Source organism: Lysobacter lycopersici (assembly GCF_007556775.1).
GTDB classification, from domain to species: Bacteria; Pseudomonadota; Gammaproteobacteria; order Xanthomonadales; family Xanthomonadaceae; genus Pseudoluteimonas; species Pseudoluteimonas lycopersici.
Genome location: NZ_CP041742.1, coordinates 1,692,728 through 1,718,565 on the forward strand (window position 1 = coordinate 1,692,728; position 25,838 = coordinate 1,718,565).

General features: G+C 67.1%; 24 protein-coding genes and 1 pseudogene. 16 read left to right on the top strand and 9 right to left on the bottom strand.

Going from position 1 to position 25,838, the window contains the following annotated elements:
- Positions 1-148: 148 nt before the first annotated feature.
- Together FNZ56_RS08455 and gpmI are read right to left on the bottom strand one after the other, a co-directional pair.
- A complete protein-coding gene (locus FNZ56_RS08455; protein ID WP_143879414.1) occupies positions 149-1,375 on the bottom strand; it encodes a murein hydrolase activator EnvC family protein in 1,227 nt (408 codons plus the stop codon).
- Positions 1,372-2,886, bottom strand: a complete 1,515-nt coding sequence (gpmI, locus tag FNZ56_RS08460; protein WP_246064547.1) for a 2,3-bisphosphoglycerate-independent phosphoglycerate mutase — start codon at positions 2,884-2,886, stop codon at positions 1,372-1,374. Before gpmI ends, FNZ56_RS08455 begins: the two co-directional genes overlap by 4 nt.
- A 173-nt stretch (positions 2,887-3,059) precedes the next feature.
- On the opposite strand from gpmI, the gene FNZ56_RS08465 reads away from it, so the two are divergent.
- The 5 genes from FNZ56_RS08465 (at position 3,060) to FNZ56_RS08485 (ending at position 8,007) form a co-directional block, all read left to right on the top strand.
- Positions 3,060-3,728 carry a DUF4097 family beta strand repeat-containing protein gene (locus FNZ56_RS08465; RefSeq protein WP_407070514.1) on the top strand — a complete coding sequence of 223 codons (669 nt, stop codon included), beginning with the start codon at positions 3,060-3,062 and terminating at the stop codon, positions 3,726-3,728.
- 113 nt (positions 3,729-3,841) lie between these two features.
- Positions 3,842-5,581 (top strand): M28 family metallopeptidase, encoded by a 1,740-nt coding sequence (locus tag FNZ56_RS08470; protein ID WP_143879417.1) that lies wholly within the window; start codon positions 3,842-3,844, stop codon positions 5,579-5,581.
- A gap of 245 nt (positions 5,582-5,826) precedes the next feature.
- Positions 5,827-6,372, top strand: coding sequence for a hypothetical protein (locus FNZ56_RS08475; RefSeq protein WP_143879418.1), 546 nt, complete (start codon positions 5,827-5,829; stop codon positions 6,370-6,372).
- Between the two features lie 50 nt (positions 6,373-6,422).
- Entirely contained in the window at positions 6,423-6,812 is a 390-nt protein-coding gene (locus tag FNZ56_RS08480; protein WP_143879419.1) for an MAPEG family protein, read from the top strand.
- A 10-nt stretch (positions 6,813-6,822) separates the two neighbouring features.
- A complete protein-coding gene (locus FNZ56_RS08485) occupies positions 6,823-8,007 on the top strand; it encodes a hypothetical protein (protein WP_143879420.1) in 1,185 nt (394 codons plus the stop codon).
- A gap of 117 nt (positions 8,008-8,124) precedes the next feature.
- Here FNZ56_RS08485 and tyrS read toward each other — a convergent pair whose 3' ends face one another.
- Positions 8,125-9,354 carry a tyrosine--tRNA ligase gene (tyrS, locus tag FNZ56_RS08490; protein ID WP_143879421.1) on the bottom strand — a complete coding sequence of 410 codons (1,230 nt, stop codon included), beginning with the start codon at positions 9,352-9,354 and terminating at the stop codon, positions 8,125-8,127.
- A gap of 183 nt (positions 9,355-9,537) precedes the next feature.
- Between tyrS and FNZ56_RS08495 the strand changes: the two genes are divergently transcribed.
- A complete protein-coding gene (locus FNZ56_RS08495) occupies positions 9,538-10,965 on the top strand; it encodes a M23 family metallopeptidase (protein WP_185970700.1) in 1,428 nt (475 codons plus the stop codon).
- A gap of 98 nt (positions 10,966-11,063) precedes the next feature.
- Positions 11,064-12,191, top strand: a complete 1,128-nt coding sequence (locus FNZ56_RS08500) for an anhydro-N-acetylmuramic acid kinase (protein ID WP_143879423.1) — start codon at positions 11,064-11,066, stop codon at positions 12,189-12,191.
- A gap of 28 nt (positions 12,192-12,219) precedes the next feature.
- On the opposite strand, the gene FNZ56_RS08505 is transcribed toward FNZ56_RS08500, so the two are convergent.
- The 3 genes from FNZ56_RS08505 to FNZ56_RS08515 all read right to left on the bottom strand — a co-directional run bounded on the left by FNZ56_RS08505 (position 12,220) and on the right by FNZ56_RS08515 (position 14,707).
- Entirely contained in the window at positions 12,220-12,483 is a 264-nt protein-coding gene (locus tag FNZ56_RS08505; RefSeq protein ID WP_143879424.1) for a hypothetical protein, read from the bottom strand.
- 68 nt (positions 12,484-12,551) lie between these two features.
- A complete protein-coding gene (locus FNZ56_RS08510) occupies positions 12,552-13,910 on the bottom strand; it encodes an AmpG family muropeptide MFS transporter (RefSeq protein WP_143879425.1) in 1,359 nt (452 codons plus the stop codon).
- Positions 13,907-14,707 (bottom strand): exodeoxyribonuclease III, encoded by an 801-nt coding sequence (locus FNZ56_RS08515; protein ID WP_143879426.1) that lies wholly within the window; start codon positions 14,705-14,707, stop codon positions 13,907-13,909. The genes FNZ56_RS08510 and FNZ56_RS08515 overlap by 4 nt, the downstream gene beginning before the upstream one ends.
- A 126-nt stretch (positions 14,708-14,833) precedes the next feature.
- Here FNZ56_RS08515 and pyrE point away from each other — a divergent pair, with 126 nt between their 5' ends.
- Together pyrE and FNZ56_RS08525 are read left to right on the top strand one after the other, a co-directional pair.
- Positions 14,834-15,481 carry an orotate phosphoribosyltransferase gene (pyrE, locus tag FNZ56_RS08520; protein WP_143879427.1) on the top strand — a complete coding sequence of 216 codons (648 nt, stop codon included), beginning with the start codon at positions 14,834-14,836 and terminating at the stop codon, positions 15,479-15,481.
- Between the two features lie 32 nt (positions 15,482-15,513).
- Positions 15,514-16,200 (top strand): hypothetical protein, encoded by a 687-nt coding sequence (locus tag FNZ56_RS08525; protein ID WP_143879428.1) that lies wholly within the window; start codon positions 15,514-15,516, stop codon positions 16,198-16,200.
- Positions 16,201-16,225: 25 nt separating this feature from the next.
- Here the strand turns inward: FNZ56_RS08525 and FNZ56_RS08530 are convergent, their stop codons facing one another.
- The 3 genes and pseudogenes from FNZ56_RS08530 to coaBC form a co-directional block, all read right to left on the bottom strand.
- Positions 16,226-18,625 (bottom strand): phosphomannomutase/phosphoglucomutase, encoded by a 2,400-nt coding sequence (locus tag FNZ56_RS08530; RefSeq protein WP_143879429.1) that lies wholly within the window; start codon positions 18,623-18,625, stop codon positions 16,226-16,228.
- A 9-nt stretch (positions 18,626-18,634) separates the two neighbouring features.
- A complete protein-coding gene (dut, locus tag FNZ56_RS08535; RefSeq protein ID WP_143879430.1) occupies positions 18,635-19,108 on the bottom strand; it encodes a dUTP diphosphatase in 474 nt (157 codons plus the stop codon).
- Positions 19,105-20,315 (bottom strand): annotated as a pseudogene (gene coaBC / locus FNZ56_RS08540) (bifunctional phosphopantothenoylcysteine decarboxylase/phosphopantothenate--cysteine ligase CoaBC). Before coaBC ends, dut begins: the two are co-directional and overlap by 4 nt.
- Before the next feature lie 102 nt (positions 20,316-20,417).
- On the opposite strand from coaBC, the gene radC reads away from it, so the two are divergent.
- From radC to FNZ56_RS08575, 7 genes are all read left to right on the top strand, one after another.
- The gene (radC, locus tag FNZ56_RS08545; protein WP_143879431.1) at positions 20,418-21,092 is read left to right on the top strand and encodes a RadC family protein; all 675 of its coding nucleotides are present in this window, start codon (positions 20,418-20,420) and stop codon (positions 21,090-21,092) included.
- 32 nt (positions 21,093-21,124) lie between these two features.
- Entirely contained in the window at positions 21,125-21,643 is a 519-nt protein-coding gene (locus FNZ56_RS08550) for a transposase (protein ID WP_143879432.1), read from the top strand.
- A 150-nt stretch (positions 21,644-21,793) separates the two neighbouring features.
- Positions 21,794-23,482, top strand: coding sequence for an arginine--tRNA ligase (argS, locus tag FNZ56_RS08555; RefSeq protein ID WP_143879433.1), 1,689 nt, complete (start codon positions 21,794-21,796; stop codon positions 23,480-23,482).
- A gap of 57 nt (positions 23,483-23,539) precedes the next feature.
- A complete protein-coding gene (locus FNZ56_RS08560) occupies positions 23,540-24,232 on the top strand; it encodes an SPOR domain-containing protein (protein WP_407070515.1) in 693 nt (230 codons plus the stop codon).
- Positions 24,229-24,813, top strand: coding sequence for an AbiU2 domain-containing protein (locus FNZ56_RS08565; protein WP_143879435.1), 585 nt, complete (start codon positions 24,229-24,231; stop codon positions 24,811-24,813). The genes FNZ56_RS08560 and FNZ56_RS08565 overlap by 4 nt, the downstream gene beginning before the upstream one ends.
- 38 nt (positions 24,814-24,851) lie before the next feature.
- On the top strand, positions 24,852-25,223 hold the full coding sequence (locus tag FNZ56_RS08570) for a hypothetical protein (protein WP_143879436.1): 372 nt from the start codon (positions 24,852-24,854) through the stop codon (positions 25,221-25,223).
- Positions 25,224-25,231: 8 nt separating this feature from the next.
- Positions 25,232-25,801, top strand: a complete 570-nt coding sequence (locus FNZ56_RS08575) for a methyltransferase family protein (RefSeq protein WP_143879437.1) — start codon at positions 25,232-25,234, stop codon at positions 25,799-25,801.
- Positions 25,802-25,838: the final 37 nt, after the last annotated feature.

The following is a 25,838-nucleotide window of genomic DNA, read 5'->3' on the forward strand; positions in this document are numbered from 1 at the left end:
CGGTTCCGGTGTCAGACCGTCCGCATGGGCGGGGGTTCCGGCGATTATGCGCGGGAAGCACATGAACAACTCATGTGGGAGGGACTTCAGCCCCGACATGGACGCGCAAGTTTCTGTCGCGGCTAAAGCCGCTCCCACAAACGTTCGCCTAATGCGCGCGCAGCCACGCCGCCGGATCGACCGGGCTGCCGTTGCGGCGCAACTCGAAATACAGCGCCGGCCGGCCCTGGCCGCCGGAATTGCCGACGCTGGCGACCGGGTCGCCGCGGTGCACGTCGTCGCCGACGTCGCGCAGCAGCGCGTCGTTGTAGGCGTACAGGCTCATGCTGCCGTTGCCGTGGTCGACGATGCAGATCAGGCCGTAGCCCGACATCCATTCGGCGAACACCACGCGGCCGTCGGCGACCGCGCGCACCGGCGTGCCGGCCGCCGCGGCGATGAGCAGGCCGGAACTGCGGCGACCGTCCGGCAAGGTGCCACCGAAGCGCGCGATGAGGCTGCCCGACAGCGGCCAGCCGAGGCCGCCGACCTGGATCGGCGCGGCGTTGGCATAAGGCTTGGGTGGTGGCGGAACCGGCTTGCCTTCGCGCTTCGCGGCTTCCGCTTCGCGCGCGGCGCGTGCCGCGGCCTCGCGGCGTTCGCGTTCGGCGCGCGCGGCGGCGGCGCGCAATTGATCCAGTACGCGCTGCAGCGCCTTCGCATCGCGCCCCAGCGCCTGTTCCCGCCCGCGCTGGTCCTGCACTTTCCTGTCGAGTTGCGCGACCAGCGCCGAACGATCGCTGCGGTCGCGGGTGACCTGCGCGAGTTGCGCCGCCTGGCGGCTGCGCGCAGCGTCGAGGTCGCGGCGCGTGGCCACGATCCGCGCTTCGACCTGCTGCACTTCTGCGAGCTCGGCGGACAACACGGAGATCTTCTGCGCGCGTTCCTGTTGCAGGTAGCGATGGTAGGCGAGCAGGCGGTTGGCGTCGGCGACGCGATCCTGCGACAGCATCAGCTTCAACGGCGCGGCATCGCCGATCGTGTATGCGGCGCGCAGCAGGGAAGCGAGTTCCACCTTGCGCTCGCCGAGCGATGCCTGCAACGCCGTGCGCCGGGCCTGCAAGGTGGCGAGGTCGTCGCGGCCCCGCGCGATCTTCGCCTCGGTCTCCTGCAGGGCGCGGCTCGAGCGCCCGACCTGCTCGTCGGCTTCGCGCAATGCGCGGCTGGCGTCGCCGCGCTGGCCCTCGGTACGGCGGCGCTGCGCGGATACGTCCTTCAACTCGCGCTTCACCTTCTCCAGCTTGCGCTGGGTGTCGCCCGTGCCCTGCGCCTGCACGCCGCTGCCGGCGAGCAATACCAACGTCATCGCGAACGCGAGCGCACGGATCGATTTCATCCGGCGTTCGCGAACAGGCTGCGCCCGGTCATCGCGGACGGCGCCGGCAATTGCATCAGGTCGAGCAGCGTGGGCGCGACATCACGCAAGGCGCCGCCGCTGCGCAACTGCACGCCTTCGCGTTCGCCAACGTACACCAGTGGCACCGGGCCGACCGTGTGCGCGGTATGCGGTTGCCCGGTGGCGGGATCGCGCATCATCTCGAGGTTGCCGTGGTCGGCGGTGATGACCAGCGCGCCGTACACCGCGCGCACCGCATCGGTGATCGCGCCGATGGCCGCGTCCACCGCTTCGGCGGCACGGATCGCGGCGCCGAGGTCGCCGGTATGCCCGACCATGTCGGGATTGGCGAGGTTGCACACGACGAGGTCGAAGCGTTGCGCGCGGATCGCTTCGACGAGTTTTTCCGTGACTTCGGCGACGCTCATTTCCGGCTGCAGGTCGTAGGTCGCGACCTTGGGGCTCGGCACCAGGATGCGTTCCTCGCCCGGATACGGCGCCTCGCGCCCACCGCCGAAGAAGAAGGTGACGTGCGCGTACTTCTCGGTTTCGGCGATGCGCAATTGCGTCATGCCTCGCGCGGACACGAGTTCGCCCAGTGTGTCGTGCAGGTCGTCCGGCGCGAACGCCACCGGCGCCGGCAATTTCGCGTCGTATTCGGTGAGACAGACGAAGCGCGACAGCCGCGGGCGACGCGCCTCGAAGCCGTTGAATGCCGGATCGACGAACGCGGCGCTGAGCTGGCGCGCACGGTCGGCGCGGAAATTCATGAACACGATCGCATCGCCGTCCTCGACCCGCGCGCCGTCGCCGACCACCGTCGGCAGCACGAATTCATCGGTCTCGCCGCGCGCATAGGCTTCCTCCAGCGCGAGCAGCGCATCGGGCACGTGCAATTCGCTGCGCGCATCGACGATGGCGTCCCATGCGCGGCGCACGCGATCCCAGCGATGGTCGCGATCCATCGCGTAGTAGCGACCGCAGACCGTGGCGATGGCGGCATTGCCGTTCGCAACGCAAGCCGCCTGCAGCGCACGCAGGCTGGCTTCCGCGGATTTCGGAGGCATGTCGCGGCCGTCGAGGAAGGCATGCACCGCGACCTGCGGCACGCGTTCCCGGCGCGCGAGTTCCAGCATGGCGAAAATGTGCGCTTCGTGGCTGTGCACGCCGCCGGGCGAAAGCAGGCCCATCACGTGCAGGGTGCGCCCGGACTCGCGCGCCGCGGCGCAGGCCGCGCGCAATTCCTCGTTGGCGAAGAAGCTGCCGTCCTCGATCGCGGCGTCGATCCGCGTGAGGTCCTGGTAGACGATGCGCCCGGCGCCGAGGTTCATGTGCCCGACTTCGGAATTGCCCATCTGACCGTCCGGCAGGCCGACATGGCGACCTTCGGTGTGGACGAGCGTGTGCGGGCATTCGGACCAGAGCTTGCGCCAGTGCGGCAGTTCGGCCTGGGCCAGCGCGTTGTCGGCGGGATCCTCGCGATGGCCCCAGCCGTCCAGGATCAGCAACACGACGGGTTTGGGGCGGGCTGCGACCACGACGAAAGTCCCGGTGACCGATGACGGCTGAAGATTGTAGCCGCGCGGCGCACACTGCCGGCTGTCGGCGCAATCGCGATTCCGGCTTAAACCGTTCGCGCCTTCGCCGCATCCTCTTCCCCGAGTCCCCACGTGAGTCCGCCATGATCCGCACCCGCCTTGCCCTGTGCCTGCTCCTCGCCGCCGCCACGCCCGCCTTCGCCGACGGGCAGGACGTCGACAAGGTCAACGGCAGCATCAGCATCGACGCCACCCAGCAGGCCGGCGACCTCGATACCGTGAACGGCAGCATCCGCATCGGCGCCAACGCCACCACCGGCGACGCCAGCACCGTCAACGGCGGCATCCAGCTCGCCGACGGCGCCCATACCGGCGCGCTGGAAACCGTCAACGGCAGCATCCGCGCCGGCGGCGGCATGGTCGTCGACGGCAGCGTGGAAACCGTCAACGGCAGCATCTTCTTCGACCGCGGCAGCCGCATTTCCAAGGGCGTGAGCACCGTGAACGGCGCCATCGGCCTGGTGTCCACCGAACTCGGCGGCGGCATCGAGACGGTGAACGGCGACATCACCGTCGGCATCGGTTCGCACGTCAAGGGCGGGATCAAGGTCGAGAAGCCGACCAGCAGCTGGCTCAACATCCACATGGGCAAGCCCAAGCCGCCACGCATCATCATCGGCCCGAACGCGGTGGTCGACGGTCCGCTGGTGTTCGAACGCGAGGTCAAGCTGTACGTGCATGCGACCGCGAAGACCGGTCCGATCACCGGCGCGACCGCGGTGCGCTTCGACACGCCGACCGCGCCGCAGGACTGATCCTCCCCTTTTGTGGGAGCGGCTTTAGCCGCGACACTCTTTCGCGAGCTTTAGTCGCGGCTAAAGCCGCTCCCACAGGCTAGACTCGGGATTCCACGCAAGAGGAGCCCCGCATGCCACGCATCCTTCCCCTGTGCGCCGCCGTCGCGGCATTCGCGCTGGCGGCCTGCCAGCGCGAGGCGCCGGCGCCCGCCGCGACAGCGCCCGCGCCACAACCGACGGCGAACGCCGCTCCCGCATATGCGTTCTCGCCCGACATCAACGCCGCGGACTTCGCCGAACTCGACAAGACCTTGTCGTCGGATGCGTTCGAAGGCCGCGGTCCCGGCACGCCCGGCGAAGACAAGTCGGTCGAGTACATCAAGTCGCAGATGCAGCGCATGGGCCTCAAGCCCGGCAACAACGGCGACTGGTTCCAGACCGTGCCGATGGTCGAGACCACCGCCGATCCGAACACCACGCTCACGCTCACCGTCGACGGCAAGCCGCGCACGCTGAAGTTCGGCGACGACATGGTGATCGGCACCACCACCGGCCAGAAGGAAATCGACATCAAGGACAGCCCGCTGGTGTTCGTCGGCTATGGCGTGGATGCCCCGGAACAGCACTGGAACGACTACGCCGGCCTCGACGTGAAGGGCAAGACCGTGGTGATGCTGGTCAACGATCCCGGCTTCCACGTCCACGACGCAAGCCTGTTCGAAGGCAAGCGCATGACCTACTACGGGCGCTGGACCTACAAGTTCGAGGAAGCCGCGCGCCAGGGCGCCGCTGCCGCGATCATCATCCACGACACCGAAGGCGCGTCCTACGGCTGGGACGTGGTGCGCAATTCCTGGTCGGGCGCGCAATACGACCTGCCGGCGAAGGACGACCCGAACCCGCGCGTGCCGGCGCAGGGCTGGATCACCGGCGAGCAGGCCAAGTCCCTGTTCGCCGACGCCGGCCTCGACCTCGACAAGCTGCGCGCCGCCGCGAACAAGCGCGGCTTCAAGGCCGTGCCGATGAACGCCACGTTGTCGCTCGACCTCAAGAGCACCACGGTCGACAAACAGTCGCGCAACGTGGTCGGCATCCTGCCCGGCAGCGAGCATCCGGACGAAGCCGTCGTGTACATGGCGCACTGGGACCACCTCGGCAAGCACGACAGCGAACAGACGCCCGACGGCAAGACCGACGTGATCTACAACGGCGCGGTCGACAACGGCACCGGCGTGTCCGGCATCCTCGAGATCGCCGGCAAGTTCGCCGGCGCGCCGACGCCGCCCAAGCGCTCGGTGCTGTTCGTCGCGGTGACGCTGGAGGAATCGGGCCTGTTGGGTTCCGAGTACTACGTCGCGCACCCGGCGATCCCGCTCGACAAGACCGTCGCGGTGGTCAACCTCGACGCGCTGTCGCCGATCGGCAAGAGCCGCGACATCACCGTGGTCGGCATGGGCAGTTCTGAACTCGAGGACATCCTCAAGCCGATCGCGTTGCAGCAGGGCATGACCATGCACGCCGAATCGCGGCCTGAAGCCGGTTCCTACTTCCGCTCCGACCACTTCAACTTCGCCAAGGCCGGCGTACCGGCGCTGTACGTCGACAGCGGCGAGGACCTGGTCGACGGCGGCACCGCCGCGGGCGAGGCCGCGAACAAGGACTACAACGATCACCGCTACCACAAGCCCGGCGACCAGTACGACGCGGCGACGTGGAAGCTGGACGGCATCCTCGCGGTGCTGGATTCGGTCTACGGCGTCGGCGAGCAACTCGCGAACGACGACGCATGGCCGAACTGGTACAAGACCAACCCGTTCCGCGCCGCCCGCGACAAGATGATGGCGGCGAAGTCGGCCGCGCCAGCGAAGTAAGTGCTTTTTCCTCCCCCCTCGCGGGGGAGGATGCCCGCAGGGCAGGAGAGGGGGCATCCGACATGTCCCCTCTCCCGGCGCTACGCGCCACCACACCCCGGCCTGTCGGCTTGCATGCCGACAGGCGTTCGCGGGCTCGCGGCTTGCGCCGCTCGAAATCCCCACTCACCCCACAAAGGGGAGAGGGGAAATGCATCGGAAATTCGGAGTAGGCTGCCGCCACCATCCGCGCAAGGGGAAGTGCAATGGCCATGCTCGCCTCGCTCTGGTTGCCGATCCTGCTGTCCGCCGTCGCCGTGTTCGTCGCCAGCAGCCTGATCCACATGCTGTTCAAGTGGCACAACCGCGACTACCGCAAGCTGCCCAACGAGGATGCCGTGCGCGCCGCGATCAATGCCGGCCAGCCCGCGCCCGGCCTGTACGTGCTGCCGTATTACCTCGATGGCAAGGAATGCTCCACCGAGGAAGCCCAGGCCAGGTTCCGCGAAGGCCCGGTCGGCAAGCTCACGCTGCGCAGACCCGGCGCGATGTCGATCGGCCCGATGCTGCTGCAATGGTTCCTGCTGAACCTTGCGGTCGCTTTCGTTTCCGCCTGCATGGCGGTCGGTTCGATGACCGGCCACCACGCCGCGCACACCGCCGGGCTCGCGACCTTGCTCGCCTACGGCGCGGGCGCGGTGAGCGAGGCGATCTGGATGGGCAAGCCCTGGGCGGCGACGCTCAAGGACCTGCTCGATGCGCTGATCTATGCCGTCGTCACTGCCTGCGTCTTCATGTGGCTCTGGCCCTGAGTTCGGTTACGCATTTCCAAACCTGACGCCATTTCTTCGGAGGAACCCGCATGTCCACCGCCTACTGGTGCATCCTCGTCGCCGCGCTCCTGCCCTATGTCTGGTACACCGCCGCGCGCGCCGGCGCCGGCCGCATCGACAACCACGATCCGCGTTCGGGCATGGCGCGCCTCGACGAAGGCCGCGCGCGCCGCGCCAACAACGCGCAGTACAACGCGTTCGAAGCCTTCGCCGCGTTCGCCGCGGCGGTGCTGATGGCGCAGGCCGCGGGCGTCGATCCGGCGCGCATCGGCATGCTCGCGATCGCTTTCGTGGTGCTGCGCGTGCTGCACGGAGTGTTCTACCTCGCCAACATCCACGCCCTGCGCAGCCTGTGCTGGTTCGCCGGCTTCGCCGTGGTGGTGTGGCTGATGGCGCAGGCGGCGATGCACGTCGCCTGATCGAAGGCGCATGACGAATCGTTATTCATGGCCGCGGCGGATTGCGGCCATTTTGCTTGTGCTGGCGTTACTGGCGGTTGTCGCGTGGCGAAATGAACACGATTCGTCGCGCGAATCGCGCGTGGCAACCACGCCGGCATCCCGGACTGCGACCGCGACTGTCGCTCATTCATCGGACCGGCGGGTGGCCGCAACTTCGACGGTGGCGGCATCAGCTGCGGCTGAGGCCGAGAAAATGTCCGCCTTGAAGGCCTGTGACCGGGATTTCAAGCGAAATTTGCGCGGATATCGCGATCAATTAGGCCCCGCGCGTTCAGCGGATGAAGCCATCGATCGCCTCCTGCTCGACTTTGTCGCAACTGATCCTTCGGAATGGATGTCCGGAGAATTGGGCGACGAATACCGGGCCGCAAGCGATCGTTGGTCGAGCGACGTGGACCTTGCGTGGCTCGCTTTGGACTTCTGCAACGTCGATTGCGAACGCGACGCATATATCCGGCATTTGCTGTCCGTCGACCCCGACAATGCCGCTGCCTGGATGGTCGCGATGGATGTGGCCAGACAGCAAAAGGATCAGCACGGCTTCGATTCCGCTTTGCGGGAAGCTTTCCAGGCGAAGATCTACGATCCGCGCATAGGTGTCGTATTCCTGCATTTGCGCAGACAACTTGCCCATGTGCCACGGCTGGACAGTTGCCAGGGCCCGCAGTGGAAGTCCGAAATGCAACGCGATCTGGGTCGTGCGCCGACTAATGCGGATCTCCTCGACGGCATGGCCGGTGCTGTCGAGATGGCCATCGCCTTGCCTTCCTTCTCCGGCTTGTTCGGATGCAAAGACACCGCATGGCCGCTTACCGAAAATAGACGCAAGCGATGCATTGCCTTGCTGTCGCGGGTTGCGGCTGGCGATACGCTGATCGAGCAGATGCTGGCCAACGTCCTGTTGATCAAATTGCAACCGGACGCAGAAAAACTCGCGCAATTGCGCGAGCGCTATCGGCAATTGCGCTGGCTAATGTCGATAGCTCAACAAAAACCTTTCCCGGAAAACTACTTCGCGCGGATGTATGCGGATGGCGAAGTCGCCATGCTGCAGGCCATCGCCATGGAGCGCGGACAATGGCCACCACCGCCCGGTTGGTTGCCAGACGATGCCCGGGGGCGCGCATTGATCACGGGGGAACCACTGCCTTAGCCACGGCGCTTGGCTCCCGTGGGGCTTGGCTTGCCCGGCTCATGGATCGAACTTCGCGGATCCGTCGCGACTCCCGTCGCTCCTACAAGGGAATCCCGGCTTTGCAGCGAATCCGGATCAACCCGCGACCAGTTTCACCCGCGCGAAGTTGCGCTTGCCGACCGCGACCACGCCCTCGAAGCCGGGCGCGAACACGCGCTGCGCGTCCTCGAATACCTCGCCATCCACGCGCACCGCGCGTTCCTTGAGCTTGCGATTGGCTTCGCCGTTGCTCGGGGTGATGCCGGCGGCGGTGAGCAACGCGGCGATGCGCAGGCCTTCCGGCGGAACCGCGATCTCCTGCAACGGCAGGTTCGAAACATCGCCCTCGCCGCGCACCGCGGCGTGCCAGCCGGCGATGGCCTGTTCCGCGGCGGCATCGCTGTGGAAACGCGCAGCCAGTTCACGCGCGAGGCGTAGCTTCACGTCGCGCGGGTTGAGTTGACCCGACGCGATCTCGGCCTTGAGCTTCGCCGCTTCGGCGATTCCGATCTCGAAACTCAGCAAATCGATCCAGCGCCACATCAGTTCGTCGCCGATCTTCATCGCCTTGGTCACGATGTCGATCGCCGGTTCGTCGATGCCGATGTAGTTGCCCAGCGACTTCGACATCTTGTTGACGCCGTCCAGGCCTTCCAGCAACGGCATGGTCAGCACGATCTGCGCCGGCTGGCCGTGGTGTTCCTGCAGGCCGCGACCCATCAGCAGGTTGAACTTCTGGTCGGTGCCGCCAAGCTCGACGTCGGCCTTCAACGCGACCGAGTCGTAGCCCTGCACCAGCGGATACAGGAATTCGTGGATGGCGATCGGCTGCTGCGCGGCATAGCGCTTGGCGAAGTCGTCGCGCTCGAGCATGCGCGCGACGGTGTGCTGCGCGGCGAGCTTGACCATGTCGGCGGCGGTCATCGCGCCGAACCATTCGCTGTTGAAGCGCACCTCGGTCTTGTCGCGGTCCAGCACCTTGAACACCTGCGCGGCGTAGGTCTTCGCATTCGCCAGCACGTCTTCGCGCGTGAGCGGCTTGCGGGTGACGTTCTTGCCGGTCGGGTCGCCGATCATCCCGGTGAAATCGCCGATCAGGAAGATCACCTGGTGGCCGAGGTCCTGGAACTGCCGCATCTTGTTGAGCAGCACGGTATGGCCCAGGTGCAGGTCGGGTGCGGTCGGGTCGAAACCGGCCTTGATCCGCAGCGGGCGGCCGAGCTTCAGGCGCGCTTCTAGTTCCTCGCGCTTGAGCAGTTCGTCGGAGCCGCGGGCGATCATGCTGATGACAGCGGGGTCGAGGGCGGCTTGATGGGTGTCGGGCATCGGGGCAGTCTGGCGTGGCGTTCGGGTTTGCGGAAGCGGCCCGAATGCGGGCGGCACGAAAAACTGAATGCGGGGGAGCGGGGCGTGACGAAAATCCCATTCCGCTCAAGGGTTTGACGCAGGGAGTTCGCGTGACTATGGTACCGCGCTGACATGCCCGTCACGCGTCGGGGGAACCACCCAATGCAGGAACTCGACCAGGGCCGCCACGGCCGCATCCGCCGTCGCAACCTTCTCGCCATCGCCGCGCAACGCGCGCCCGCCCTGGCAGAACGCATTCCCGAAGGCTTCAAGGGTCGCTGGACCCGCCGGCATTGGGCGCATGCCAGCCTGTTCGCGACCTGCGGTGCGCTGCTGTTCGCGCTGGTGCCCGGCTTCGACCACGCGCTGGAATCGCCGGCGACCGCGCAACGCGCCTCGTTCCTGTTGCCGCTGCCGCAATTGCAGGCGAACGGTGCCTCGAATGGCGACCGCTGGCAGACCGTCACCCTCAAGGCCGGCCAGACCCTGAGCGCGGTGTTCGACGAATTGAACATCCCGCAGCGCGAACTGGTGCGGGTGGCGAAGCAGCCGACCCTGCAGCCGATGCTGCGCAAGTTGCGCCCGGGCACCGAGATCGCGTTCAACCTGCCCGCCGACGGCAGCGTGCGCGGCATGCGCATCGACGACACCCGCGGTGAGTCGGCCGAATACGAATTCGGCAGCGACGCGGTGCGCGAACGCGCGGTCCCGCACGAGACCACCACCCGCACCGTGGTGCTGAGCGGCACCGTCGGCAAGTCGCTGTTCGCCTCCGCGCGCAAGCTCGGCCTGGGCAGTTCGCAGCTGAACCAGCTCACCGACGAGATGTTCAAGTACGACATCGACTTCGATTCGGACCTGGACCAGAACGACCGCTTCAGCGTGGTCGTGGACCAAACCTGGCGCGACGGCCAGCTGGCGAGCACGGGGCCGGTGCAGGCGGCCACGTTCACCGTCGACGGCAAGCTCAAGAGCGCCTTCCGCTTCGTGCGCGACGGCCGCGCCGAGTACTTCACCCCGGATGGCCGTTCGCTCAAGCGCCCGTTCATCCGCATGCCGATCCCGTATGCGCGCATCACCTCCGGCTTCGGCATGCGCAAGCATCCGATCCTCGGCCGCATGCGCGGGCACATGGGCATCGACTACGCCGCGAGCATGGGCACGCCGATCATGGCCGCCGGCGACGCGCGCGTGGCCTTCGTCGGCTGGAAGGGCGGCTACGGCCGCGCGGTGATCCTCGACCACGGCGGCGGGCGCACCACGCTGTATGGGCACATGTCGCGCTTCGGCAGCGAGCATGTCGGCCAGCGCGTGGCTCAGGGCGCGGTGATCGGCTACGTCGGCATGAGCGGCCTCGCCACCGGCCCGCACCTGCATTACGAATTCCGCATCAACGGCGTGCACCAGAACCCGCTGAAGATGACCATGCCGCCGCCGGCGCCGCTGGCCGGCACCGAACTCGCCGCGTTCAAGGGCCAGACCCGCAACGCGCTGGCCAAGATCCGCGAGGTGGAGAACGTCGTGTTCCAGGACGACGACACCCGCGTCGCCAGCACCGACAAGCCCGCGAAACCGGCGAAGAAGGGCTGAAGCGCCAGTTGGTGGTTCGTGGTGGGTAGTTGGTCGAAATCGATGGATCGCGGATGATCCTCACCAACAACCAACCACCAACGACGAACCTCGCTTCCATGTCTTCCCTCTACCTCGGCCTGATCTCCGGCACCAGCGCCGACGGCATCGACGCCGCACTGGTGCGCTTCGACAACGACGACCCGCATTCGCATTGCGAACTCGTACGCGGTCGCACCTGCGCCTGGGACGAGGTGCTGCGCGCGCGATTGGTGGAACTCGGACAAGGCGGCGATGCGAAATCGCTGGACGAATTCGGCACCCTCGACGTGCGCGTGGCCGAAGCCTTCGCCGACGCTGCGCTGTCGCTGTTGCGCGAAGCGGATGTCGCGCCATCGCAAGTCCGCGCGCTCGGTTCGCACGGCCAGACCGTGCGCCATCGCCCGCACGGTGCGGCGTTCGACGAAAGATTCCCGTTCACCCTGCAGATCGGCGACGGCAACGTGATCGCCGAACGCACGGGCATCACGACGGTCGCCGATTTCCGCCGCCGCGATGTCGCCGCCGGCGGCCACGGCGCGCCGCTGTTGCCGGCGTTGCACGCGGCGCTGCTGTCGTCGAACGACGAGGATCGCGCGGTGCTCAACCTCGGCGGCATCGCCAACCTGACGCTGCTTCCGGCGCAGGGCGAGGTGCGCGGTTTCGACACCGGACCCGCGAACGCGCTGATGGATGCCTGGTGCGAACGCCATACAGGAAACGCGTTCGACGCGAATGGCGATTTCGCCGCCAGCGGCAGCGTGGACGACGCATTGCTCGCGCGCCTGCTCGACGATGCGTGGTTCGCGTCGCCACCGCCGAAATCCACCGGCCGCGAACAGTTCCACCTCGTCTGGGTGGAATCGAAGTTGAAAGGTTACGAAGCGCCCTCCGACGTGCAGGCGACCCTGCTCGAACTCAGCGCTGCGACCGTCGCCGATGCATTGCGTGCGGCGCAGCCGGATACGAAACGCCTGCTCGCTTGCGGTGGCGGCGTGCACAACCCGCGCCTGCTCGCGCGCATCGCCGGGCGACTGCCGGGCGTCGTTGTCGAATCGACTTCCGCGCACGGCGTCGATCCGGATTTCGTCGAAGCGATGGGTTTCGCCTGGCTGGCGCGGCAGGCGCTGCTCGGGCGTCCCGGCAACCTGCCTTCGGTTTCCGGCGCGCGCGGCGCGCGCGTGCTCGGTGCGGTCCATCCAGCCTAGGCCGGATGGACAATCAGCACATGCCCGCTTAGGCGCCCTGCGCCGCGGGCACGCGCCCGATCAGGGCAAAGCCCGGATCGTCGGCGACGCCTTCCATCGCGTTGATCGCCGATTGCAGCGCGTTTTCCTCGCGGTCGTTCAGGCGCAGCGTCGCCGCGAGTTCGAGCGCATGCAGGCCGTGTTCGAGCACGCTATGCAGCGATTCGTCCGGTTTCCAGCCGTTGGCGGCGGCCACGCGGTTCAGGCGCTCGATGAGCGCAGGATCGATGTCCCTGAGCAAGATGTCGGTCATTCCGGCCTCCCTGGCCCCCTGTGGGCCTATTCCAGCACAGAAGCGGGGGCGTGGCGCAAGCGGGCCGGTCAAGCGTCGCCTGTTACCGCCGTCATCCGCAATCGCCTGATCTGCCACAGGACGAGCAATATGGCCGGCAAGGCGATCAACGCGGTATACACGAAGAACGCCGGATATCCGTACGCATCCACGACCTTGCCCCATTGGCTTGCGATGCTCTTGGCCGGCAAGCTCCATAGCGTGCCGAACAGTGCGTATTGGGTAGCGGTGTATCTGGCGCTCGTCAACGACGACATGTAGGCGATGAACGAAGTCCCGGCGATGCCGTTGGCGACGTTGTCGGCGCTGACGACCGTTGCCAGCCAGGCAATTCCCGGTTTGATCGCTGCCATGTGCGCATACAGCAAATTCGCCACGCTCAGCGCTACCAAGCCCAGCAACATGGTTTTTGCGACGCCCATCCGGCGAATCAAGACCCCGGCAAGCACTGCCCCGAGCATGGTCATGATCACGCCGTACAACTTCGAAACCAGCGCGATCTGGTCCAGGGTGAATCCCATGTCCAGGTAGAACGTGTTCGCGGCAACGCCCATCGTGGTGTAGTTGAGGCGATAACAAACGATGAGCAGCAGGATCGGCACCCCCACCTTCAATCCGTTGCGCTGGAAGAAATCGGCGAACGGACAGACCACGGCACCGATGAACCAGGCCGCCCCCCCCCGCAGCCACGTTGGCCAGTCCGTGGAGTGCTGCAGGAACCGCTGAACCAGCGGTTCGTCGCCCAACGTACTCGCGCGATCCATGCTTTCCGAGGGTTCCGCGATGAACAGCGTGGTGGCGATGCCCACCAGCCCGCACGTCGCCATGATCAGGTACGAGGCCTGCCAACCGTAACCGGCAGCCGCAGTCAGCGCGCCCGCGCCGGCGGTGATCAAGGCCACCTGGTAACCGATCTGGTAAGCGGCGGCCATGGCGCCCTGGTCGCGCGTCTCCGCGGCTTCGATTCGATACGCGTCCACCGCGATGTCTTGCGTGGCCGAACAAAAGGCTGTGAACACCGCCAGCCAGGCAACGCGCACGGCATCCAGCGCCGGATCGGCCATCGCCATGAGCACCAGCCCGGCAACGATGCCCAGTTGCGCCAGCAGCATCCAGCTGCGGCGCCGACCTAGCCGCCCCAATACCGGCAATGGAAGGCGATCAACAACCGGCGCCCAGAAATACTTCAGCGAATACGCCAGTCCCACAAGGCTGAAATAGCCGATGGTCGTGCGATCGATTCCCGCTTGGCGCAGGCGTGCCGACAATGTCGTCAGCACGAGGGAAAACGGAAGACCCGATGCGAAGCCAAGGAACAGCATCGCCCGGACCTTGGGGTTCGCGTATACGCCCAGCGATTGCCGCCAACGGGAAAACACGGCATTCATTCCGCGTACTCGATCAATACCGGCGCATGGTCGGAGAAGCGCGGTTGCGGGAAGATCTCGGCGCCGCGGATGCGTTCGGCGATCTTCGGCGTCGCGATCTGGTAATCGATGCGCCAGCCGACGTTGTTGGCGCGCGCGCCGCCGCGCGCCGACCACCAGGAATATTCCACAGCGTCCGGCTTGGCCACGCGGAACGCATCCTTCCAGCCCTGCTTCGGTTGCGGGCTGCCATCGCCGCAGTCGTCGGCGATCAGGCCGTTGAGCCAGGCGCGTTCGGGCGGCAGGCAGCCGGAATTCTTCTGGTTCGATTTCCAGTTCTTGATGTCGCGTTCGCTGCGCACGATGTTCCAGTCGCCGCACAACACGTAATCGCGGCCGCTGGCCAGCCATTCGTCGAAGATCGGTTTCAACCAATCCATCGCCTTGAACTTGAACGCCTGGCGTTCCTCGCCCGAGGTCCCGGACGGAATGTAGAACGAGACCACGCTGAGCTTGCCGAAGCGCGCCTCGATGTAGCGGCCTTCGTCGTCGAACGGTGCCCAGCCCAGTTGCGTGCGTACCTCGTCGGGTTCGCGCCTGGCGTAGATCGCGACGCCGCTATAGCCCTTCTTGGTGCTCGCATCCTTGAAATACGCGCGATAGCCGTCGGGGCGGAACACGGCATCGGTCAACTGGTGTTCCTGCGCCTTGGTTTCCTGCACGCAAAGCACGTCGACCTCGCGTGGCGCGAACCAGTCGAAGAAACCCTTGCTCGCGGCCGAACGCAGGCCATTGGCGTTGAAGCTGAGGATGCGCATGATCGGTAAGCGGTGAGTAGTGAGCGGGACAAGCCTACCCGAAACCCCATGGGCCATCGGCTTCCCACTCTCCGCCGTGGGCGGGCTTGTTAACATCTGCTCACCGCTCACCATTCGCCGCTTTCCATGTACCGCCATCGTTTCCTGCAACTCGCCCTCGATGCCGAGGCGCTGCGCTTCGGCGAGTTCACGCTGAAGTCCGGGCGCCAGAGCCCGTACTTCTTCAATGCCGGGCGCTTCGATTCCGGCGCACGGCTGGCCGCGCTCGCAGCCTGTTATGCGGATGCGCTGGATGCGGCGAAGCTGGACTTCGACCTGCTGTTCGGCCCCGCCTACAAGGGCATCCCGCTGGCGACCGCGCTGGCCTGCGAATTCGCGCGCCGCGGCCGCGACCTGCCGCTGGCGTTCGACCGCAAGGAAGCCAAGGACCACGGCGAGGGCGGGCGCCTGATCGGTGCGCCTCTGGACGGGAAACGCGTGCTGGTCGTCGATGACGTGATCACCGCCGGCACCGCGGTACGCGAGGCGTTGGCGCTGATCCGCAATGGCGGCGGCCTTCCTGCGGGCATCGTGATCGCGCTCGACCGCGAGGAACGCGCCAGCGACGCCGACCCGCGTTCGGCCGCGCGCGCGGTGGCGGAAGAGCAAGGCATTCCGGTGGTCGCGGTGGCGCGCCTGGCCGACCTGCTTGCGTTCGCCGGCGAAAGCGCGACACTTGCCACGGAACGCGACCGCCTGCGCGCCTACCGTGCGCGCTACGGCGCCGCTGACTGACACGCGCCAGTTGCAGCCAGGGGGGGCTCACCATGCGCATCGCCACTCGAACCGTCGCAGGCGCGACGCTGCTGCTGGGCATCATGCTGTCCGCGCACGCCGCGCCAAAACCGGTCGACAAGACCAAGAAGCTGTACTGCTGGGACGAAGGCGGGCACAAGGTCTGCGGCGATGCCCTGCCTGCCAGCGCCGCCGCCGCCGCGCGCACCGAGATCAGCGCGAAAAGCGGCCGCACGCTGGATACCGTCGGCCGCGCACTGACCCCGGAGGAACGCGTCGCCGCCACCGCCGCCGCGCAACAGGCGCAACAGGCCTCCGACCAGCGCATGCAGCAGCAACGGCGCGACCTGGCGATGGTCGATTCCTACGCGACCGAATCCGACCTGCGCCGCGCCTACGGCGATCGCTCCGACCTGCTCGACGCCTCGATCAAGGCCTCCGTGCTCAGCCTGCAGAACCTGCACCAGAGCCTGCTCAGCCTGCTCTCCCATGCCGCCGACGACGAGCTTTCGGACAAGCCCGTGGCGAAGCCGCGCCAGGACGCGATGCGCAGCCAGCATGCGGAACTGATGAAACAGCAGCGCATCCTCGCCGAACAGCGCGCAGACCGCGCCGCGCTGGACACCGAGCTCGCCGACGCAGTGCAACGCTACCGCGCGTTGAAGCATGCGGATGCGGCCACCATGCCGGAAGCGTCGCCGCCGGCGGAGACGCCGTAGGCAAAGCCGCCCTTGTAGGAGCGCGCTAGAACGGCAGGTTCAATCCCGGATCCAGCGCCAGCAATTGCGCACGGAATTCGCCCTGGATGCGCTTCAAGGCTTCATCGCTGTCGGCGTCGAAGCGCATCACCAGCACCGGCGTGGTGTTGGAGGCGCGCACCAGGCCCCAACCGTCGGTCCAGTCCACGCGCAGGCCGTCGATGGTGGAACTGCGCGCGTTCTCGAACTGCGCCGCGGTGCGGAAACGCTCGACGAAGGCGTGCGGATCGCCGTTCGGCGCATCGACCTTGATCTCGGGCGTGGACACGCCGTTGGGCAGGGCGCCGAGCACGTCTTCCGGCGGTTCGTTGCGCGCGGACAGGATCTCGATCAGGCGCGCCGCGGCGTAGATGCCGTCGTCGAAGCCGTACCAGCGTTCGCCGAAGAAGAAGTGGCCGCTCATCTCGCCGGCGAGTTCGGCGCCGGTTTCGCGCATCTTCGCCTTGATCAGCGAATGCCCGGTCTTCCACATCAGCGGGCTGCCGCCGTGGCGCAGGATGTAGCCGGGCAGGCGCCCGCTGCACTTCACGTCGTACAGGATCATCGCGCCCGGGTTGCGTTCGAGCACGTCGGCGGCGAACAGCATCAGCAGGCGGTCGGGATAGATGTTCTCGCCACTGCGCGTGACCACGCCGAGGCGATCGCCGTCGCCGTCGAAGGCGATGCCGAGGTCGGCGCCGAGGCGCTGCACCATGCGCACCAGGTCTTCGAGGTTGTGCGGCTCGCTCGGGTCGGGATGGTGGTTGGGGAAGGTGCCATCGATCTCGCAATACAGCGGTTCGACCTCGACCCCGATGGCCTCGAGCACGCGCGGCCCGAGTTCGCCGGCGGCGCCGTTGCCGGCGTCGACGACCACCTTCAGGCGGCGGTCGGCCTGCACGTCGCCGGCGATGCGGTCGACGTAGTCCTGGCTAACGTCGCGTTCGGCGAGCGTCCCCGGCGAAGTCGCGGTGTACAGGCGGTCGTCAGCGATGCGCTTGTGCAGGTCGGCGATGGCGTCGCCGGACAGGGTTTCGCCGCCGACCACGATCTTGAAGCCGTTGTAGTCCGGCGGGTTGTGGCTGCCGGTCACCGCGACGCCGCAACCGGTGTGCAGGTGGTGCGTGGCGAAATACACCGCCGGCGTCGGCACCACGCCGATGTCGATCACGCTGCGGCCGGCCTTGCGCAGGCCTTCGATCAGGCCATGCGACAGGTCCGGGCCGGACAGGCGTCCGTCGCGGCCAACCACGATGTAGTAGAGGTCCTGCTCCTGCATCAGCGAACCGATGGCCTGGCCGATGAGTTCGGCCACGCCGGCGTCGAGCGTTTGCCCGACCACGCCACGGATGTCGTAGGCGCGGAAGATGCCGCGGTCGATCGCGACCGGTTTGCGTTCGGCCTCGGGTGCCACCACGACCTTCGGCGCCACCGGACGCTCCGGCAGCGGCGCCTGCACGAGCGCCTGTTCCAGCGTGGTGTCCGGAACCGCTTCGGCCTCGACGTCCACCGCATGGCCGAGGAGACCGAGCTTGCGCCAGGCGAAGAACGCCAGCGCCGCCAGCAACAACGCGCCGGCCAGCGAGGGAATCGCGCCCAGTCCGAACGCGCGACCGCTGCCGTCGGGCAGGCCTGCGACGACGCGCAGGTCGGTGTTGGGAATCTTCGCCGCCATCGCCTCGGCGCCGTTCGCCAGCGCGGTGTCGCCGTTTTCCGCCAGCGTCGCCGTGCCCTGGCGCAGGGCGAGATAGCTGCCACCGGGTGCCGAGGCCTGTTTCAGCGGATCGACGATCGCATCCGGCGGCAACTGCACCACTGCGACCGCGACCGCGACCTTGCCGGCGGGCATCGGGGCGGCGACCACCAGTTTCTGGCCGCCGGCCTTGGCCAGCCGCGCGACCGGGGCCTTCGCGACGATCGCGGCTTCCGCCACCGCGAGCAAGCCGTAGCCGCCCTTGGGCAGGCTCGCGAACTGCGCGTCCATGTCGGCGGGCCAGACTTCGACCTGCCCGGCCTTCGGCCATGCCGCCTTCAATGCCGCCGCGGCCGCCGCGAAATCCGCTGCCGGCGCGACCGCCATCGCGGGTGGCGTGGCGGGCTGCGTCGCCGTCGCGTCCGTAGCCGGCGCGACCACCGGAACCGCCGCGGGAACCGGCAACAGCGCGGATTGCACCGCAGGCGTGGCGACCAGCTTGCCGAGTTGCGCGCTCTGCGTCTTCACCGCGCTGCCGATGGCCAGGGCGACGCTGTCGCGCGCGGTCGCCAGCCTTTCTTCGCGCTGGTGGTCGCGCCACTGGCCCACGCCGCTCCACGCCAGCCACAACGCGAGCAATCCGAGCACCACCGCCAGCGGCAACGCCAGCTGCCGCAGTTGCTCCATGCCCGGCTTCTTGAACTTGATGTCCATCCCGTTCCCCTAGCGCAGTCCGGTGTGGCCGAATCCGCCGCTGCCGCGCGCGCTTTCCTCGAAAGTATCCACTACCCGCAGCGTGGCGCGCACGATCGGCAGCACCACCAGCTGCGCGATGCGGTCGCCGGGCTGGATCGCGTAGGCCTCGCGCCCACGGTTCCACACGCTGATCATCAGCGGGCCCTGGTAATCGGCGTCGATCAGGCCGGTGCCGTTGCCGAGCACGATGCCGTGCTTGTGGCCCAGCCCGGAGCGCGGCAGCACCACCGCGCACAGGCCCGGGTCGGCGAGGTGGATCGCTAGGCCGGACGGAACCAGCGCGGCATCGCCCGGCGCGAGATCCAGCAGCGCATCCAGCGCGGCGCGCAGGTCGAGCCCGGCGCTGGCGTCGGTGGCGTAGGCAGGCAACGGCCATTCGCCGCCGAAGCGCGCATCCAGCACGCGCACGTCGAGGACATGTCCTTCGGGAGCAGGGTTCATCCGGAAATCCGTTCGGCGATGAAATCGAGCAATTCTGCGGCCAGCAGCGTCTTCGATGCCGGGCCGAAGCGGCGTTCGTCCTCGTTCCAGAAGACGTGCAACGCGTTGTCCTCAGCTTCGAAACCGCTGCCGGCGATGCCGACGCGGTTGGCGCAGATGAAATCCACGCGCTTGCGTTCGAGTTTGTCGCGGGCGTAACGCGCGAGTTCCGCGTCGTCGCCGGTCTCGGCGGCGAATCCCACCACGCAGCGCGGTCGCGACGGATGCGCGGCGACGTCGGCGAGGATGTCGGCGGTGCGCACCAGTTCCAGCGCGAGCGTGTCCATGCCGGGCCGTTTCTTCAGTTTTTGCGGCGCGACTTCGCGCGGCGTCCAGTCCGCGACCGCGGCGGCGCCGATGTAGAGGTCGGCGGGCAATCCGGACAACACCGCCTCATGCATGTCGGCGGCCGAACGCACGTCGATGCGGCGCACGTTCGATGGCGTTTCCAGATGCACCGGGCCCGCGACCAGCGTCGTGTCCGCGCCGAGCGACGCGGCAGCGGCGGCGAGCGCGAACCCCATGCGTCCGCTACTGCGGTTCCCGAGGAAACGCACCGGATCGATGTCTTCGAAGGTCGGGCCGGCGCTGACCAGCACCCGCCGTCCGGCGAGCGATGCACTCATGCGTGGCGTTCACCCAGCGCGGCGACGATGGCCAGTGGTTCGGCCATGCGCCCCGGCCCGGATTCGCCTTCGGCCAGCGGGCCGTCGTCGGGCCCGATCACCTGCACGCCGCGCGCGCGCAGCGTCGCCATGTTCTGTTGCGTGGCGGGATGCTTCCACATCACGTGGTTCATCGCCGGGCACACCGCGAGCGGCGCGGTGCTGGCGAGGCAGAGCGTGCTCACCAGGTCGTCGGCGAAACCGTGCGCGAGCTTGGCCAGCGTGTTCGCCGTGGCCGGCGCGATGACGATGCGCTGCGCCCATCGCGCGAGTTCGAGGTGGCCCATCGCCGCCTCGGCCTGCGCATCCCACAGCGAACTGCGCACCGGCTGCCCGCTCAAGGCCTGGAAGGTCTGCGCGCCGACGAAACGCTGCGCGTTCTCGGTCATCGCCACCCGCACCTCGGCGCCGGCCTCGCGCAGGCGACGCACTAGGTCCGCGGCCTTGTACGCGGCGATGCCGCCGCAGACGCAGAGCAATACGCGCTGACCCTGGAGCGTCATCGACACCTCGGAAAATTCCCATGCATGGACGCGGCACAAGCTTACCCGAAGGCCGGCAACACCCCGACTGTGCCCGTGCCGCGGCGCATTCACGCTTGGCGCATGCTCCTCCACGACTGGCCCGCCCAAGAACGCCCACGCGAACGCCTGCTTGCCGGCGGCCCCGCGCAGCTCTCGGACGCCGAATTGCTGGCGATCTTCCTCGGCTCCGGCCTGCGCGGGCAGGACGCGGTCGCCACCGCGCGCGACCTGCTCGCGCGCCACGGTCCGTTGCGCGAGTTGCTGGAACGCGGCCCGACCGAACTGATGAAACTGCCCGGACTCGGTCCGGCGCGCGCCTGCCGCCTGTCCGCGGCGCTGGAGCTGTGCAACCGCTACCTTGCCGCCGGGCTGGAACGCGGCGAGGCGCTGTCCGACCCGCATTCGGCCGGTCGCTATTTCGCCCAGCGCCTGCGCGGCCAGCCGCAGGAGGTGTTCGCCTGCCTATTCCTCGATGCGCGCCACCGCGCGCTCGCCTTCGAGGAACTGTTCCACGGCACCGTCGACGGCGCCGAAGTGCATCCGCGCGAAGTCGTGCGCCGCGCACTCGCGCACAACGCCGCCGCGGTGATCGCCGGCCACAACCACCCGAGCGGCAACCCCGAACCCAGCGCCGCCGACCGCGCCGTCACCGCGCGCCTGAAGCAATCGCTGGCGCTGGTCGACGTGCGCCTGCTCGACCACTTCGTCATCGGCGACGGCGCGCCGAGCTCGATGGCGGCGCGCGGTTGGGTGTGAACCTCGCACCAAGCGCGGGGAAACGGCGTGCCATGCCCCCGCAACGCAAATCGATCCGATTGCGGGGCTACGACTACACACAAGCTGGCGCTTACTTCGTCACGATCTGCGCGCAAGGTCACGCATGTCTGTTCGGAAACATCACCAATGGTGAGATGAGACTGAACAACATCGGCAATATCGTTGCTGAGGAATGGGCGAAAACCCGGGAAATCCGCATCGGAATGGAATTGGACGCTTGGGTCGTCATGCCAAATCATTTCCACGGAATCATCGTTATCGTCGATTCACGCCGTAGGGGCGACCGGCCGGTCGCCCCTACCGGCCCACAACCACGATCCGTGGGCGCGGTCGTCGCAGGATTCAAATCCGCCGCCACCAAACGCATCAACGCGCTGCGAGGAACACCGGGAACGCCTGTGTGGCAACGCAACTACCACGAGCACATCATCCGCAACGAGGGCTCCCTGGATCGCATTCGGCAATACATCCTCGACAATCCTGCGCAATGGGCGACAGATCGCGAAAACCCATCGAGCCATTCCGCTTGACCTCGCAATTCGCGTCGTAGGGGCGACCGGCCGGTCGCCCCTCCAAATCCGATAGCCGATACGCTGCAGCTTGCCGACCGCTGTTGCCCAGCAACCGGCCCACCCCCGAAAAGCTAGAATGTCCGACCATCCGGCCAGTTCACCGCCTTCGTGAAATCCCAGCTCCGCGCCCTGGTCGACCAGGGCATCGCCCGCCTCCGCGAGGCCGGTACCCTGCCCGCCGACGTCGCCGTGCCCGAATTCGCGATCGAGCGGCCGAAGGATCGCGCGCACGGTGATTTCTCCGCCAACGCGGCGATGCTGCTGGCCAAGGCGGCGAAGACCAATCCGCGCGCGCTGGCGCAAGCCCTGGTCGAGGCGTTGCCGCAAGACCCGGCCATCGCCTCGGTGGAAATCGCCGGCCCGGGCTTCATCAACTTCCGCCTCGCGCCTTCGGCGTGGCAGGCGATGCTGCGCGAGATCGCGACGCAGGGCGCCGACTACGGCCGCAACGCCAGCGGCAAGGGCCACACGGCTGGCGTCGAATACGTATCGGCGAACCCCACCGGCCCGCTGCACGTCGGCCACGGCCGCGCTGCGGTGATCGGCGACTGCATCGCGCGCGTCATGGCCGCCAACGGCTGGAACGTGAAGCGCGAGTTCTACTACAACGACGCCGGCGTGCAGATCGAGAACCTCGCGCGCTCCACGCAGGCGCGCGCCAAGGGCCTGAAGCCCGGCGACGCCGACTGGCCCGAAGACGCCTACAACGGCGACTACATCGCCGACGTGGCGAACTCATATTTGCGCGGCGATGCGGTGGAAATCGAAGGCCACGTGATCGTCGGCAAGAACGATGCCGATGACCTGGATGCGATCCGCAAGTTCGCGGTCGCCTACCTGCGCCGCGAACAGAACGCCGACCTCGAGGCCTACGGCGTGTTGTTCGACGTGTATTTCCTCGAATCCTCGCTCTACGTCGACGGCAAGGTGGACGAAACCGTGCGCGAGCTGATCGCCCACGGCCACACCTACGAGGACGGTGGCGCGCTGTGGCTGCGTACCACCGACTTCGGCGACGACAAGGACCGGGTGATGCGCAAGTCCGACGGCACCTATACCTACTTCGTGCCGGACATCGCCTACCACCGGTCGAAATGGCAGCGCGGTTACCAGCGCGCCGTCACCGAACTCGGCGCCGACCACCACGGTTCGCTGATGCGGGTGAAAGCCGGACTACAGGCGCTCGACGCCGGCATTCCCGCCGGATATCCCGATTACGTGCTGCACCAGATGGTCACGGTCATGCGCGGCGGCGAGGAAGTGAAGCTGTCCAAGCGCGCCGGCAGCTACCTGACCCTGCGCGACCTGATCGACGAAGCCGGGTGCGACGCGACGCGCTGGTTCCTGGTCGCGCGCAAGCCCGACTCGCAGCTCACCTTCGACATCGACCTCGCGCGTTCGCAGTCGCTCGACAATCCGGTGTACTACGTGCAGCTCGCGCATGCGCGCAGCTGCGGCGTGTTCCGGCAACTGGCCGAGCGCGGACTCGCGTTCGACGCCGAGAACGGCCGCAACCAGCCGCTCGATCTCGACGACCGCGCGACCGCCACGCTGCTCGCCTCGCTGTCGCGCTGGCCGGAAGTCGTGGCTGCCGCCGGCGCGCAGCTGGAACCGCACCTGGTCGCGGCCTACTTGCTGGAACTGGCGCAGGACTTCCAGTCGTATTACAACGAACACCAGTTCCTGGTCGACGACGCGAACCTGCGCGACGCGCGGCTCGCGCTCGCCGCGGCGACGCGGCAGGTGCTGGCGAACGGACTCGGATTGCTGGGCGTGAACGCCCCGGAGGCGATGTAAGTGGCGGTCAAGCGTGGCAAGTCGCAGGCGCGACGCAATTCCGGCAACCGCGGCGGCATGCCCGGCTGGGCCTGGCTGGTGCTGGGCGTGCTGATCACCCTCGGCGTGGTGCTGATCCTGCCGCGTTACCTGAAATCCGGCGACGGCGACGGTTTCTTCCGTCCGCACCCGAATCCCGACGCGCAGCCGCTGGCCGAGTCCTCGGACGACGACGAAGGCGTGGTCGCGCAGCCGGCTGCGGATGCGGCGACGAAGGACAAGCCCGACGCCGCCAGCAAGGACGGCGATTTCGATTTCTACACCCTGCTGCCGGGCAACGAGGTCGCGCTGAGCGATGCGCAGCTCGCGGCGGCGGAAAAAGCGGAACAGGCACGCGCGCAGCAGGCCACGCCAGCGCAGGCCGATACCGATGCGGCGCTGCCGAAGCCGCTTCCGGAAACGCCTTCGACGCCGGACACGAACAAGCCCGCGCAGGTCGCGAGCGCAACGCCCGCACCGACCAGCAGCGGCGGCAACGACACGCCCTACCTACTGCAGGCCGGCGCGTTCGGCGCCAGCGGCGATGCGGAGGCGGTGAAGGCCAAGATCGCGCTGCTCGGCCTGAACGCTCGCGTCGAGTCCGCCGCGATCGGCGGCAAGACGGTGTACCGCGTGCGCATGGGGCCCTACGGCACCGCGTCGGAACTGGCCACGGCCAAGGGCAAGCTCGCCGATGGCGGCCTGCCGGCGCTGGCGATCAAGGTGAAGTGAGCGCGATTCCGCAATCTCCAAATGTGGATGCAAAGGATGTCGATGCGTTCTGGCGAATTTGCAATCAAGCATACGAGTTGTGGCGTTTTCAGCAGGCACTCGAAAACAACCCATCCCTCCCAACCCTACTTTCCAACCAATGGCTTGGATGGTCGCTTGCAAGAATTCAAGGGGTCTTGATCGACGAGACTCTTCTGCAAATCGCAAGACTTCATGATCGCGCAAAATTCGGTCAGCGTTATAACCTTTGCATTGAATTCATGGTGTCTTTCGGGAAGTGGCCGGCCGAAACAAAAAAAGCGCTGGAAGGTTTAAAGCAATCCTTGGATGAATTGGCTAGTCATCTCTTGGATGCCAGAAAGTGGCTATTAGCTCACAACGACCGCGAAACACATCGCGAAGATGCAACGCTTGGTTTTTGTTCGTCTGGCACGTATGAAACGTATTTCCTGCGTTTGCAGGATTTCGTGAATACCATCGACCTCGCAACGAATGGAAGCGGAATCCGTCCATTTGTTGAGATAACTGGCAACGACATGGATGGCATGATCGGCATCCTTATGCGGGGTCTCGACGACTGAGACCGGCTGGTGTGACACTGCGTGCTGAGGAGAAACCCATGGCCATCGAAGCCGCGCTGGTGAAACCCGTCGTCGACGCGCTGATGGCGCTGTTCCGGCGCGGCGAGAACATGCACCTCAAGCACGATGCCGAGGCCGCGCTGCGCGAAGCCATCCGCGAGCTGCTGCTCGCCAATCCCGACGAGAACAAGGCGCAGGCCAAGATCGCGATTGCAAAAGCCGCGGGCATCCTGTCCGAAGACGTGGTGCTGGCCGAGGACATGCTCAAGAAGACGCGTGCGGCCAAGGCGAAAACCGCGGGCAAGGCTTCGACCGGTCGCGGGCGCAAGACGCGCGCGGCCTCGACCGAGGCGAAACCGGCGAAGAAGGCGAAACCGGTCGCGAAGAAGCCTCCGTCGAAGCGCGGTTGAGCGGACGCATGATCCGGCCCGACACGCTGTTCCTCGCCCTGAGCGCGACCTGGGTCGCGAGCGAAATCTGGATCGGGCGCAAGCGCGCGGCCGATGGCGGCAAGGCCCACGACCGCGGCAGCCTGCAGGTGCTGCACCTCGCGATCTGGGGATCGATCTTCGTCGCGGTGTGGCTGTCGCGGAAAGAATTCGGCCGTTTCGACGATGGCCTGGTCATGCCGCTGTTCTGGACAGGCTGTGCATTGATGGTCGCGGGCATGGCGTTCCGCTGGTGGGCGGTGCGCGTGCTCGACCGCTACTTCACCGTGGACGTCGCGATCCGCGAGGACCACAAGCTCATCCGCACTGGCCCGTATCGCCTGCTGCGGCATCCGTCCTACACCGGATCGCTAGCGACGTTTTACGGCTTCGCGCTCGCGCTCGGCAGTGCCTGGTCGCTCGCATTGATCGTGGTCGTGGTCACCGCCGCCTTCCTGTGGCGGATCCGCGTCGAGGAACGCGCGCTTATGTCCGCTTTCCCCCGCGATTACCCGGCTTACGCGCGGGAAACCAAGCGATTGATCCCGTTCGTGTGGTGAACGTGCGACGATCCGTCGCCGGATACGGAGGCATGCG